Source organism: Streptomyces sp. NBC_00872, from assembly GCF_045161915.1.
Classification (GTDB): Bacteria; Actinomycetota; Actinomycetes; order Streptomycetales; family Streptomycetaceae; genus Streptomyces.
The window spans coordinates 3,301,319-3,315,415 of the sequence record NZ_CP108806.1 but is presented as its reverse complement, the minus strand read 5'-3'; the positions used below and the strand labels follow the sequence as shown (position 1 = coordinate 3,315,415).

The window sequence follows — 14,097 nt, the reverse complement described above, 5'->3', positions numbered from 1 at the left end:
CACGGGAGCCGCAGCTTCGATAGCGAGGCTGGCAGGATTGAGGGGCCTGGCCGCCCGGAGTGCGGCGGGAAGGGATGCGCTGCGGTGAGCAGGAACGAGAAGGAAGCGGACGTGACGGTGGAGACGGCAGGTACGGCGAGGCTGGACCAGGAGGCCCTGGTCAAGGACCTCAAGCGGCTGGTCCTCGACCTGGAGGACGACCTGCGTGTCCGCAGCGAGACGGTCGAGGATTTCCGGACACCTCTTGAGGAGGAGTACCGGCAGGCCAAGGAGGCGAAGCGGATCGCGGCCCCCTACGCTGCCTGGCGTGACGAGCGGGTCACGCAGGCCGCGGCGGCCTGGGTCCTTGCCTGCGTCTTCGTCCGCTTCTGCGAGGACAACGGTCTGATCGAGGAGCCCTACATCGCCGGCCCCGGTGAGCGCCTCGCCGAGGCGGAGGCCCGCCACGACAACTTCTTCCGTGAGAACCCGCATCTCAACGACCGTGACTGGCTGATCGAGTCCTTCGACCATCTCGCTGGTACGAACGCGGCTGCGGCCGGCCTCTTCGACAAGAACCACAACCCGCTGTGGAGCATCACCCCCAGCTACGACGTGGCGACCAAGCTGCTCGCTTTCTGGCGCAGGTGGGGTGCGGCGGGCGAGATCCGTTACAACTTCTTTGACCCGGAGTGGAACACCCGCTTCCTCGGCGACCTATACCAGGACCTGAGCGAGCATGCCCGTAAGACGTACGCACTGCTCCAAACCCCGGAATTCGTCGAGGAGTTCATCCTCGACCTGACCCTGGAACCCGCGATCGAGGAGTTCGGCCTCAACGCGGTACGGGAAGATCCTCTGGGCCCGACGGGTGAGCCGCTGCGCGGGCTGCGGACCATCGACCCGGCGTGCGGGTCGGGGCACTTCCTGCTCGGCATCTTCCACCGGCTGCTGGACAAGTGGCGTATCGCGGAGCCGGGTACGGACGACTGGACGTTGATTCGGCGCTCGCTGGAATCCGTCCACGGCTGCGACAAGAACCCGTTCGCGGCGAGCATCGCGCGCTTCCGGCTGCTGGTCGCCGCGATGAAGGCCGCGGGGGTGAGCAGGCTCGACCGGATGCGGCCGTTCCCGATCAATGTGGCGGTCGGTGACTCGCTGCTGCACGGGCGGGGGGCGGCCGGTATCCAGACCGAGATCGAGTTGGACACGCTGTTCTCGGACGCGCCCGTCGGGAGTGAAGGCGAGGACGGGGACGGGGAGACGTACGCGTACTCGACCGAGGACGTGTGGGAGTACGCGAAGCGGGCGGATCTGCTTGGGCGAGGCTCGTATCACGTGGTGGTGGGGAATCCGCCGTACATCACGGTGAAGGACAAGCAGGAGAACGAGAACTACCGGGCGGCGTACAAGGATGTGTGCGCGGGGACTTATGCGCTGTCCGTGCCGTTCGCGGCGCGGCTGTTCGAGCTGGCGGTCAGGGGGCCGGGCGGGCGGCTCGGTGGTGGTGGATTCGTCGGGCAGATCACGGCGAATTCCTTCATGAAGCGGGAGTTCGGCAAGAAGCTCATCGAGGTCTTCTTTCGGAATCGGGCCGAACTGTCGCATGTGATCGATACGTCGGGGGCGTATATCCCGGGGCATGGCACGCCTACGGTGATTCTGGTGGGGCGGAACCGGATTCCTAGTCCGGAGCGGACGGTTCGGGCGGTTTTGGGGGTTCGGGGGGAGCCGGGGCAGCCGAAGAAGGGGAAAGAGGCGGAGGGGTATGTATGGCAGGCAATTGTGGAGCAGGTGGGGCGGCCGGGGAGTGAGTCGGACTGGGTTTCCGTTGAGAATGCGGCCGCGGCGAGCTTTGTGACTCACCCGTGGTCGGTGAGCGGGGGTGGGGCAGGTCCTCTCCTGGATCGGCTGACTGTTGGCACGATGCCTCTTGAGGAGAAGATCTCGAAGCCGATCGGTCGCGCCATTCGTGCGGGTGCCGACGAGGCATACATGAGGCCGTTGCGGAAGACGTACAAGCCTCGAGCGGATAAGCGAGCACTGCGGCCGCTACTCCTCGGGGACGTGGTTCGGGACTGGCGAGCTGATCCGAATGTTGCCATCTGGAGGCCGGATGCCAAGGCGGTGAACGGGGGGCGCCTTGGAGAAGAATTGTGGCCTTGGCGGGCAATGTTGGCGGCGCGTAGGACCTTTCAAGGCGACATGGCAGATGCAGGTCTCGAATGGTGGGACTACATGCAGTACACCGCGTCTGCCTACTCAACGCCACTGTCGATCGCCTTTGCGTTTGTGTCGACGCACAACCACTTCGTGCTGGACCGGGGCGGTAAGGTATTCAACAGGTCGGCGCCGGTCATCAAGCTGCCGGAGGGTGCGGATGAGGATGCGCACCTGGAGTTGTTGGGGGTTCTCAATTCTTCGACGGCTTGCTTCTGGTTGAAGCAGGTCAGCCATGACAAGGGGAGTCAGTCAGGGACTGGCGGGTTCATGCATGACGAATGGGAGCGGTTCTACGAGTTCACCGGAACCAAGCTGCAGGGGTTCCCGCTTCCGGGAACTCTCCCGCTTGAACTGGGGCGCTGTCTGGACCTTGCGGCGAGTGAGTTGGCGGACAGCGAGCCGGATGCTGTCGCTGGGCGCGAGACTCCAAGTCGAGCCAACCTTGATCAGGCGCGTCGGGGCAGCGAAGCAACCAAATGGCGGATGATTTCACTTCAGGAAGAGCTCGATTGGACTGTCTACGGCCTCTACGGCTTGCTGACTCCGGCTGAATTGGGTCGGGTGACTCTGCCCGTGTCCTACGAGGTGCCCGAAGTAGCCTTGGGCGAGCGGGCTTTTGAGATCGCGCTCGCCAGGCGCGTGGCTGAAGGCGAGACCACAACTGTCTGGTTCGACCGCCATGGTGCGATCCCGATCGTGGACATCCCTGGGCACTGGCCGGAGGAGTACAAAGCTGTGGTGCAGGCACGGCTTGACATTATCGCCTCGCGAACCAAGGACATTGGCCTAATCGAGCGGCCTGAGTGCAAGCGGCGGTGGGCTGCCGAGTCATGGGAGAAGAAGGAGCAAGCCGCACTGCGGGCCTGGTTGCTCGACCGGTGCGAGAGCAGTGGGCTCTGGTACGAGCTGCGAGACGGGATGAAGCAGCCGCGGTCGATGACGGTCAATTATCTTGCTGACCAGTTGAGTTCGGATGCAGACTTCGTGTCTGTCGCGGCGCTGTACGCTTCCGACCATCTCGGCATGCCGGATCTCCCACTGGCGCAGGTGCTTACTGAAGTCATCGCCGATGAGCATGTCCCGTTTCTCGCAGCCCTGCGCTACAAGGATTCAGGAATGCGCATCCGCGCACAGTGGGAGCAGGTATGGGCGGAGCAGCGGGAGGAGGACAAGGACGGTGTGCGCAGGGACATTGATCCGCCGAACAAGTACAAGACGTCGGACTTCCTGCGGTTCTCGTACTGGGCGAACCGAGGCAAGCTCGACGTGCCAAAGGAGCGGTTCATCTCGTATCCCGATGCGAGTCCGGACGGAGACCCGACGCTGATGCTCGGCTGGGCCGGGTGGGATCACAAGGATCAAGCGCAGGTGCTGTCGCAGTTGATCGACGCGCGGACCAAGCGGGACGGCTGGAGCACCGAGCGGATCGTTCCGCTGCTCGCGGGGCTTCGCGAGGTTATGCCGTGGGTGAAGCAGTGGCATGGCGAGCCGGACGCGGAGTGGGACGACGAGGTGCCGGCCGAGGTGCTTGAGGCGGACTACGAGGCGTTGCTGCGCAGGCACGGTGTCGGCGAGGCGCAGTTGGCGGCGTGGCGGCCGGTGAAGAAGCCGCGTGGGCGGAAGGCTGCCGTGTCGAAGAAGAAGCCTGTCGAGCAGGTCGAGTTGGGCGCAGAATAGGGAAGTTGGGGGCCGGTGAGGTGGCAGGGGCTCTGCCGCCTCACCGACTCGTCAGAACTCGGATGCGTATGAGGTGAAGGCCGACCAAGCGTCGGATGTGACGGTGAACGGGCGCAGGCCGGTGTCCTTGGAGTCTCGGACATGTACGCATTTGTCGTCCAGGGCGACCTCGACGCAGTTGTCGCCACCGCTGCCGCTGTAACTGCTCTTGAACCAGTGCAGTTCCGTGGTCATAGCGCTCCTTGAATCTGCTTCAACAGGCCAGCCGTGGCCTCTTGGCTCAGCGCCTGTGAGCGCATCTTGCCATAGCGCTGGAGCATGGAGCTGACCACTTTCGAGTCGGCGATGAGCATGCTGCTCTCGTGCCCCTCGACGTAGCCGAACCAGTTATTGGCGGAGGTCTCTGCCAGGTACATCTGGCCGTCGATACCAGAGTGGTCCGGCTGTTTGAGCGGCATGACAAGGATCTCCACGTTGTGTCGGCGGCCGTGTGTCAGCAGGTTGTCGATGAGCGCGGAAGTCACCTCGGGGCCTCCCAGCTGGCGCTCTAGGACCGCTTGTTCGATGAGGAATGAGAAGGAGGTGTTGGGACGCTGGGCCAGGAGCTGCTGCCTCTCCAGGCGGGCAGCCACCTGCCGTTCGAACTGCTCCTCCGACAGTGGCGGTAGGCGGCGCGCCGGTTCGCTTCGGGGCAGCTCGGCGACTGGGGCATCCCGCCCGGCGCCCCGCTCCACGACACGGTCGCCGTGATCGTCGCCGAGCTCGCGGCCAACGCCGCCCGCCACGGACGCGTACCGGGGCGGAACTTCGAACTGCGCCTGCTGTACGAGCACGAGACCGCCGTCGTGCGAGTCGGGGTGTCCGACACTCACCCGCGTCGGCCTGACCCGTCGAGCGTCGGCATGGCAGACCCGGAAGCCGACGGTGGGCGGGGGCTCGCCCTCGTCGAGGCTGTCGCGTACCGCTGGGGCGTCGACGACCGCACCGGTCCCGGCAAGACCGTATGGGCCCAGACCGAGCCCTTCGTATCGTGATCCGCGAGGCCCTTCACGCGGATCGCCGTACCGCAGGCGCCTGCGCGACCAGCGCCCGCAGTTCCTCGCGCCCGCGCTCCACGACGTTCAGGAGGTCCGGGATGCGGGCCTCGGGTGGCAGCGGGACATCGGCCACCAGGTCGAGCACTGTGCACGGGGTGTCCAGCCAGCGCGTGAGTGCCCGCCAGTGCTGGGCGAGGTCCGCATCCAAGGACGGGTCCCAGGGGTCGGCCGCGTAGGGAGTGCGGTCCTTGCCGTATGCGTGCAGCAGGCCGGAGCGGCGGACCAGACAGGGGAAGCAGAGGCCGCAGTGCGGCAGGCGCGGCAACCGCGACCGCCCGAGCTGCCGCATGGGAGATGTGCCGCAGCTCAGCGTGGCCTCCAGGATCTCCCGGGGCATCCCGGCGTCCCGGGCCGCTTCGCACACCTTGCCTTTGGTGAGCGCCGCGAACGGATTGACGACCCGGACCCCCTGCTCCGGCCGGTCCGTGATCAGCTCGATGACCCGGTTGAGGTGGTGCAGCGTCCACGGATGCACCGAGCGGGTAGAGCACGCACTCCAACGGGCCGCAGAAAGAGGCGGGTTGAGAGCGAGTTGGCCGTTCTCCGGGATGTGTACGACGGGGACGCGCTCGGCCGCGGCCGCGTGTACGGCCGTGGCGGCGTACAACAGGCCGCGGGAACGTGTGGAGCGTTCAAGCGTGAAGGTGGCGTCCCTTGGCCTGCGGATCGTCTGACTCTGCTCCAGGCGTCGCAGGTCGCGCTCGCTGCGCCGGAGCACCGCTTCGTACACGGTGTCCTGGACAGACTCGAAGTTCCGCTCCTCGAACATGACCAGAAGCAGCGCCTGCGGGCTGCGCACCGTGGCGCGCTGGGCCGCCCAGCCGAGGGAGTCGAGGCCGCCGGAGAACAGAGCCACCTCGCGGGCGTACTCGTCGGGGGCGAAGGGCAGCGGGCGGGACCGGGGCCGGGCGTCAGCGTCGTACGGGCGGAACTCGACCTCCCAGCGGTCGCCCGTCACTGTCGCGAGCAGTGCGATGAGGTGCGGGAGGGCGCGGGTCCACGCGTCCGGCGCGGTGACCGGGACGGAGAGGCGGATGTGCCGGGTCCAGCGGTCGAAGGTCTCCTCCCGCGAGGTGCAGCGGTCCGCGGCGAAGACGGCACGGGCCACCCGCTGGAAGTCGTCCGCCCAGTCCGGGGCGGCTGCGAGGAGCTGGCGGCGGTCGGGCGCGCGGGTCGGTGACTCCCAGTACAGGGCGTCGCTCAGCGGCTGCCAGCCACTCCCTGGTGCTGGGGCGCCAGGGTGGGAGAGCCAGAAGTGGAAGGCCGGTGTACCCGTCATGCGGCAGGGCTCCCCTCGCTCGGTTCGGCGCCCGACTCGTGCTCCGCAGTGGATTCGGGCGGGGTGAGCAGTCCGAGCACCCTGCCGACCGCACGGGGGACCAGACCTCGCGCGACCTGCGCGAGTGCGCCGACCGTTGGATCCTCGAAGGCGGTGACCGCTTTCTCGGCCTGTTCCACCGCGTCCTTGAGATGTTCGGCCTCCTCGCACGGGTTCGGTACCAGATGCAGCACCTGTTTGGCGACCCAGTCCGCGACGTGGTCTTCAGGATCGGCCACAGGCAGGACTGGGACCACGAGTTTGATCTTCTCGGCGATGACGCCGCGCAGGAATTCGGCCACGACGTCCGCGAAGAACCACTGGTAGACCAGGCAGAGCAGGTCGCCGGACCAGCCCTTGCCGTTTACGGCGAGCACCTCCGGGTGCTGTGCGGCCATCCGGTCCGCAGTCGCCGCTGCCGCCCGCCGTACGGCCGCGTCGGCGACCGTGCCGCCCTCGCCGCCCACGGCCCGGACGAGCCGGGCCACGAAAACCGTACGAGCGTCTTGTCCGCCCGGATCAGGAAGTGCGTTGGCTGTCGTGCTCGGACCCGCAGCGAGATCGTCCATGACCGCCGTCAGCCGTTCACCTCCCGCGCGGGCGGCGTCTCGTAGGCCGAATGCGGCCGGGTCGGCTCGCATCGTCCGATGCAGGACCCCCAGGCAATCCCCGGCGATCTCGTCCAGGTCCTCGGGACGGCCGGAGCGCCACGACGACAGACGCCTGCCGATACGACTCCACTCGCCGGCCGGAGTACCGGGTTTTCCTCTCGGCCCCGGCCACCGTGATGACGTGCCCATCCGTCCTCCCCCCGTAGGGCGCCGACAGCCCTCTCTCCAGGGGAGCAGCAACCTGGACTGCGAGGTAGGGCGTGACTCGGCCATGGCCGGTGTGCCTGCCCGGTCATCGGCCGCGACACTGAGTGAGGTGGAGAGGCCGGTGGGGCACGAGAGGTTGCACAGAGTGATCGCCTGGTATGTGAAGGGCGCGAAGGGCCGGTTCCGTACACCTATGGCCTGGCAAGATTGGCAGGGGGCGCGCAGCAGCAGCGTGTCATCGGTGCCGCCAGGGTCCAGCCGAGTGAGGGAATGATCGCCTGATGTCGACCAGAGAGCTCGTCCTGCGTGACGTCATTGCTATCAAGGAAGACGTTCACGCCGGAAATTTCAAGGTCGATCTCTCGCAAGGCTTCAACGAGACCGACGAACGGGTGGGCGAGTACGTCGTCACCGAACAGCTGCAGAAGCAGTTCCGCAAGGCACTCGGTCTGGTCGCCGACGCCGTGCGCACGGGTGACTCGCACGCTGCCTATCTGCACGGCTCGTTCGGTGCCGGTAAGAGCCACTTCCTGACCGTGCTGCACGCGGCGCTCAATAACCATCCGGCGGCCCGGGACAAGCGCGGCCTCGCCGAGGTGATGGCCGAGCACCAGGACTGGCTGCCGAACAGCCGCTTCCTGATGGTGCCCTACCACCTGGTCGGCTCTGCGGACCTGGACTCCGCGCTGCTCGGCGGATACGTGCACACTGTGCGGCAGCTCCACCCCGAAGCACCGACCCCCGCCGTCTACCGGGCCGACGCACTGCTCGCCGATGCGCAGCGGCAGCGTGACTTCCTCGCTGACGACGACAAGTTCCGGCAGTGGCTCGGAGCCGGAGCGCCGACTGCCCGGGCTGTCGCGACGGACGACGACGATGTGCCCGTCCTCGACGTGGGTACGGGCGACGTCGCCGGCCCGCTCGACTGGACCACCGCCGAACTGGACGAAGCATTCGCGGCGAAGGCCGGCGACCCGGAACGTGACCGACTGGTGTCCGCGCTGGTCAGCGGCCCCATGGCGGCGTACGCCCAGGCAGCCCGTGGTGACAAGGACTCCTTCATTCCGCTGGAGAACGGCCTGAAGGTCATCTCCCGGCACGCCGAGGACCGCGGCTACGACGGCGTCGTGCTGTTCCTCGACGAGCTGATCCTCTGGCTCCAGGCGCACATGGGTGAGCAGGACTTCGTCCGGGACCAGGTGCAGCGGCTGGTCAAGCTGATCGAGTCCGGCGACGGGGACCGGCCGGTGCCGATCGTGTCGTTCATCTCCCGCCAGCGAGACCTGTCGCAGCTGATCGGTGCGGATGTCGCGGGCGCCGAGGTGCAGAACCTCGAGCAGCAGATCGACTATCTCGCGGGGCGGATCGACGTCGTCGAGCTGGAGGACAGCAACCTCGTCGAGATCATCAAGCACCGGGTCCTCGCCCCGCGGCCCGGTATGGAGCAGGCGCGCGACGACGCGTTCCGGCTCGTCGAATCCTCCAGGGACGAGGTGCGGCAGGTCCTGCTCGACGCGCAGGGCCGCACCGAGGCGAACTGGGACGATTTCCGTACGCTCTATCCCTTGTCCCCCGCTCTGCTCAACGTCCTGGTCGACCTGTCGGGGGCGCTGCAGCGCGAGCGGACCGGCCTCAGGCTCGTACAGGAACTCCTCGGGCGTCGCCTCGACGACCTCAAGCTCGGCGAGCTCATCCCGATAGGGGATCTGTGGGACGTCATCGCGCAACGCACCGGTGAGGCGTTCACTGCCAAGCTGAAGGCGGAGGCGGAGACCGCCCGGCGCTTTCACGAGCGGGTGCGCGAGCACCTTCTGACGAAGTACGGCTCGGCCGACGACAAGCGGTTCCAGACCGACGACCGGCTCGTCAAGACACTGCTGCTCGCTGCCCTCGCCCCGCACGTGCCCGCGCTGTCCCGGCTCACCGGTGGGAAGCTCGCGGCACTGAACCACGGCACGATCCGAACCCGGGTCGGCGATGCGGGCTCGGTAGCGGTCAAACGGCTGCAGGAACTGCAGTCCGAGGGGTTCGACGGGGAACTGCGCAGCGAGGGCGACAGCACCGACCCGGTGTTTCATCTGCACCTGTCCGACCTGGACGTCGAGCCGCTCCTCGAAGAGGTGCAGGGCGTCGCCGACCAGACCGGCTACCGGCGACAGTGGATCAAGGACCAGCTGTGGGCCGCCCTCAAGATCCCCGACACCCAGGCGTTCGTCTGTGTACGGGAGGTCGTGTGGCGCGGGACGAAGCGCACCGTCGAGTTCGTCTTCGGTAACGTCCGCGATCCCCATCTGCCTGACGAGCAGTTCAGGCCGCAGCTGGGCAGCGACCTGAGAATTGTCATCGACTACCCCTTCGACGACGGCGACCACTCGCCGATGGACGACGTGCAGCGGGTCGACCGGATGAAGCGCGCCGGGAAGACCCACCCCACCGTCGTCTGGCTGTCCGACTTCCTCTCCGAGCAGAAGAGCCGCAACCTCGGACGTCTGCTGAAGATCAATTATCTGCTCGAGCGGGACCGGCTCGAAGAGCACACCGCCACGCGTCCCGCCGAGGAGCGCGCCCAGATCCGTAACCAGCTCAAGGCGTCCAGTGACAACCTCACCGGCCAGCTCATCGAGGCGCTCCAGCAGGTGTACGGCATCGTCCGGGCCGAGCCCGGCACCACCGGCGCCGAGGTGCCCGAGGGGAAGCACCTGCTTACCCTCCAGCCCGGTTTCACCCGAACCAACCCCGAGGCAGCGGTCGGCTTCGAGGAGAACCTGTACTTCATCGCGGACGACATCCTCGCGGCGCGGCATCCCAAGCACCCGGACTTCGACCCCCGCCTCACCCGCAAGGCCATCACCAAAGCCGAGCTGAAGACCACGCTGACGTGGATCAACCGGGCCATGGCCGACGGCAGTCGCCGTGTCGTCGTCGACGGGCATCAGCTGGCCACCGTACGGAAAATCGTCCACGCCCTCGGGCTCGGCGAGGTACACGACGGGCCGCTGAACGTCACGAACGACTGGCGGCTGCGGATCAACAAGAAGGCCGCGGACCATCCGGACGTCGGTCCCGACCTGTCGGTGGAGGACATTCGCACCTGGATCGAGGAGCTGGGCTACACCGGCCTGGACCGCAACGTCAGCAACCTGATCATCGCGACCTATGCCCTGCTCGACGACCGCACCTGGGTCTACCAGACCTCGCCACTGACCGAGGCTCCCGACCTCGAACGGATCGGGCAAGGGTACGGACTCCGGGCGGTGGAGCTTCCCACCGAAGAGGAGTTCAGCACAGCCCTTGGCCGTGCGGGGAAGATCTTCGGCGAGACCGTCTCGCGGGTGTTGTTCGCCCGGAACGTCGCGAGTCTCGCGGAGAAGATCCGCAAGGTCGCCGAGGACAACCAGCGGGCGCTCGGCGATGCCCGCTCCCTCCTGCAGGACAACGCGGCACGTCTCGGCCTGGCAGGACCGGGGGGTGCGGACGCGCCGCGTATCAGGTCCATGAAGGCGGCGGCCGATCTCGTCGCGCGACTGTTGCGCACCGATACCCCCGCCGCCCTGGTGAGGGAGCTGGCGGCCGCTGCGTACGACGTCACGGACGGAGAGATCGGGGCGGCGCTCGTACAGGCCCCCGAGGTACTCACCGCGCTGCGCTCGCCCGACTGGACGGACGACCTCGACACGGTCCGCTCCCTCACCGGTCGGGGCGACAGCCTCGGGGAGCGCGCAAGGCGGCTCCTCGACCAGGTCGCCCGGACCGCCAACGAGCACGAGGAGGAGTCCTCGCTCGTTCCCGTACTGGACGGACTGCGTGACAGCACGAAGGCGCTGATGCGCGAGGTGGCCCGGCTCGCGCAAGCAGCCGGGCCCGTCACGCCCGTGGGTCCGGCGGTGCCTTCGGAGCCCACCGCCCAGGACGTCAGCCTCACCGAGCACGGGAACCCGCGTGTCCCCACTCCTCCCGCCGCGACACATCCCACCGACAGCACAGGCCCCGGGACCACGCCCGAGCCCTCGGGCCGCACCGAGGCTCCCCGCCCCGTGCACGTGGTCGAACCCACACGGCTCGAAGCGACTCTGGCCGCCACGGTCACGCGCATCGAGGACGAGATCCGTACGTTCCTGGCCGCGCATCCCGACCGCCGGGTCCAGGTCACCTGGAAGCCGGTCGCAGCCGAGGGCTGCGACAGTGAAGGGGCCGGAGACTGATGGCCCCTGCCGCGCCCCGGGTCGGACGCCGCACTGTCGAAGCGCTCCTGACCGCCCACCAGGACAGCCTCCGTGAACGCAGCCTGGTCCTGATCCACGGCCGCTACCTCCCAGGAGCGCCCGCCCGGTTCACCACTGCCGTCTACAACGAACCCCGCCGCGTGCAGGTCCGCGACGAATCCTCCGTCCTCGGCGTGACGGCCGCCTGGCACGACCACCGGAACACGGCTGGTCCGGGCGACATCCTCGTGGTCACCACCGGGGTCGACGACGAACAGCTCGGCTGGGACCTGCGCGGGCAGGCCATTCTCCGCCGTACGCTCACCGTCGAGAACGCGGAGATCGTCACCCAGCGATTCGGCGCCACCGGCCTCGATGTGCGCATGTACGACATGGAGTGGCTCCTGGAAGCCCTCCTGGAAGCCGAACCCACCGACGCAGGCTGGCCGCGCGTCGCAGGACTGCTCACCCTCGACACCGCACTGCGGGCCTTGGCCGTGCAGCGGCTCGGCCTCGGCCTTGGCGAGGGCGGATCCGCGACCGGGCCCCAGGCAGGGCCGCCCACGCTCGACACCGACACCCTTCTGGCCTGGTCGCGTACGCCGGCGGGCCCTCTCCGCTTCGCCGAACTGCCCCCAGCGGAACGCACCGAACTGAAGAAGTGGCTCGGAGACACTGCGGGCCCCGCGGCACCGGTACTTCTCTCCCTCGCGGAAGCTGGACTCGGCCATGACGCCATGTCACTCGGCGTCCTCGCAGCGGCCCTGAGGGACCCGGCGGTGGCTCCCGACACCGCCCTCACGATCGGCGGCCTCTTCGGCCAGGTCATACCCCGCCGGGCCGCCCTCAGTGCCTTCACCGACGCGGTGGAAGGGGCCCTGACCCGCTGGATTGCCCAAGCCAGAACCAGTCCGCGCGCCCGGCGCCAGGTCTTCGCCGTACTGGACCGTGCCGACGAGCTGGCCGAAACAGCAGGTCTTGCCGAGCCCCTCACCAACAGCCGGTTCCTGCCTACCGGATTCGCCGTGCAACTCGGCCGGACGGTCGCCGAAGCACGCCGTTCCTCCACGGCAGGAGAGACCGCGCTCGCGGACCTGGCAGGACACGGCCTCGCAGCCCTCTACCCGGACCGGGTGCAGGTCGCCGAGATGGCAGTGCGCATCGCCCGCTGGCTCGAACAGCCCGAACCGGTCGTGCCCACGGTGGCGAGCGGCATCCGCTCGCAGATCACCGACTGGGGGTGGGCCGACCGAGCGCTCACCCTCCTGTGGGCGGGGGACCCGGGCGGTGATCTGACCACGGGCCGCGAACTGCAGGGCCTTTACGAGAGAGGCCGGGCGCGCAGAGAAGTCCTCGACGAGCAGTTCGCCCGTCGTCTCGTGGCCTGGTCCGCACACGCCGACGCACACCAGCCGAACGACGCCCTGGTCATCGAGAACGTACTGGAGACGGCTGTACGTCCACTGGCCGGTGCGGGAGCTCCTCTGGTCGTCGTACTCGACGGGATGAGCTGCGCGGTCGCCATACAGCTCGGTGAGGAGGCCGAACGCGAAGGCTGGCGGGAAGTGGTGCCGGGACCGGTCGACGGACAGCCTGCAGTCCGCACGGCCGCGGTGTCCATGCTGCCCTCCGTCACCCGAACGAGCCGTGCTTCGCTGCTCGCCGCGAAACCAGTCCGCGGCGGACAGTCCGTGGAGACCGCGGGCTTCAACGCCTTCTGGAAACGCCACCGCAAGGAAGCCGCTCTTTTCCACAAAGCGGATATCGGTGGCGAGACGGGCCATGCCCTTTCCCACGAGCTCATGGGTGCACTCGCCTCCGAGGCAGTTGTCGGTGTCGTCCTGAACACCATCGACGACGCGCTCGAAAAGGGGCAACAGGGGCGCGGCACGACCTGGGGCCTCGATGACATCACCCACCTGCGGGACCTGCTCTCGGCAGCCAGGAGCTACGGACGACCGGTCGTGCTGGTCGCCGACCACGGACACGTCCTGGAACGCGGCAGCCGCCGTGGGAGCGCGGAGGCGGACACGGCCGCAGCAGCCTCGCCCCGCTGGCGCACCGGAGGGCCGGCCGGCGAGGGCGAGATCGAGATCCGGGGAGAACGGGTCCTCGAAGGCGGCGGGAGCATCGTCGCGCCGTGGCGTGAGGACATCCGGTACACCGCACGTAAGGCCGGCTACCACGGAGGCGCGTCTCTCGCGGAGGTGACGGTGCCGGTACTCACTCTGGTCGCAGTGGCCGAACAGACGCCCAAGGGCTGGGTCGGGCTCCCGCGGGAGCAGTCGACCCCCTCGTGGTGGACCGAGCCCCTGCCGGCTGACGAGTCCACAAGGGCAGCCCTGTCCGCTGCCGGGAGTGCAGGAGCCGCAACGCAGTCGGCGCCGCGCCAGCGCACAGCCGGCACCGAGGCCTACAAGAGTTCTTCCGTGCCGCCCCGAGCTACCGTCGGTCTGGGCAGCGAGGTGGTGGCGAGCGAGGTCTATGCGGCGCAGAAGGAATACGTCCGCAAAGCGCCGGAAGCGAAGGTCGTCGCCGCGGTCATCGACGCTCTCGTCGCCGCGGGCGGCACCATGTCCCCGGCAGCACTCTCCGCGGCCGTCTCGGCGACCGGACGCGTCCGGCGCAACATCGAGGGATTCGTCGCGACAGTCCAGCGACTGCTGAATGTCGAGGGCTATCCCGTCCTCGGGTTCGTCGACGCCGGGCATGCGGTGAAACTCGATGTCCCGCTGCTTCGCGAGCAGTTCCTGCCGCAACCGAAGCCGAAGAAGGAGTAACGA

The 14,097-nt window shown here is 68.0% G+C and carries 8 protein-coding genes; 4 read left to right on the top strand and 4 right to left on the bottom strand.

Going from position 1 to position 14,097, the window contains the following annotated elements:
* Window positions 1-84: 84 nt before the first annotated feature.
* On the top strand, window positions 85-3,879 hold the full coding sequence (pglX, locus tag OG214_RS14015) for a BREX-2 system adenine-specific DNA-methyltransferase PglX (RefSeq protein ID WP_405984916.1): 3,795 nt from the start codon (window positions 85-87) through the stop codon (window positions 3,877-3,879).
* Between the two features lie 51 nt (window positions 3,880-3,930).
* Here pglX and OG214_RS14010 read toward each other — a convergent pair whose 3' ends face one another.
* Both OG214_RS14010 and OG214_RS14005 read right to left on the bottom strand, forming a co-directional pair.
* Window positions 3,931-4,113 (bottom strand): DUF397 domain-containing protein, encoded by a 183-nt coding sequence (locus tag OG214_RS14010; RefSeq protein ID WP_405984915.1) that lies wholly within the window; start codon window positions 4,111-4,113, stop codon window positions 3,931-3,933.
* On the bottom strand, window positions 4,110-4,664 hold the full coding sequence (locus OG214_RS14005) for a Scr1 family TA system antitoxin-like transcriptional regulator (RefSeq protein ID WP_405987500.1): 555 nt from the start codon (window positions 4,662-4,664) through the stop codon (window positions 4,110-4,112). The genes OG214_RS14010 and OG214_RS14005 overlap by 4 nt, the downstream gene beginning before the upstream one ends.
* Here OG214_RS14005 and OG214_RS14000 point away from each other — a divergent pair.
* Window positions 4,590-4,913: an ATP-binding protein gene (locus OG214_RS14000; RefSeq protein WP_405987499.1), complete on the top strand. Its 324-nt coding sequence runs from the start codon at window positions 4,590-4,592 to the stop codon at window positions 4,911-4,913. The genes OG214_RS14005 and OG214_RS14000 overlap by 75 nt on opposite strands.
* A 13-nt stretch (window positions 4,914-4,926) precedes the next feature.
* Here the strand turns inward: OG214_RS14000 and OG214_RS13995 are convergent, their stop codons facing one another.
* Window positions 4,927-6,255, bottom strand: a complete 1,329-nt coding sequence (locus OG214_RS13995) for a hypothetical protein (protein WP_405984914.1) — start codon at window positions 6,253-6,255, stop codon at window positions 4,927-4,929.
* Window positions 6,252-6,782 (bottom strand): hypothetical protein, encoded by a 531-nt coding sequence (locus OG214_RS13990; protein ID WP_405984913.1) that lies wholly within the window; start codon window positions 6,780-6,782, stop codon window positions 6,252-6,254. The genes OG214_RS13995 and OG214_RS13990 overlap by 4 nt, the downstream gene beginning before the upstream one ends.
* 611 nt (window positions 6,783-7,393) lie before the next feature.
* Between OG214_RS13990 and OG214_RS13985 the strand changes: the two genes are divergently transcribed.
* Window positions 7,394-11,314, top strand: a complete 3,921-nt coding sequence (locus tag OG214_RS13985) for a PglY protein (protein WP_405984912.1) — start codon at window positions 7,394-7,396, stop codon at window positions 11,312-11,314.
* Entirely contained in the window at window positions 11,314-14,094 is a 2,781-nt protein-coding gene (pglZ, locus tag OG214_RS13980) for a BREX-2 system phosphatase PglZ (RefSeq protein WP_405984911.1), read from the top strand. Before OG214_RS13985 ends, pglZ begins: the two co-directional genes overlap by 1 nt.
* Window positions 14,095-14,097 lie beyond the last annotated feature (3 nt).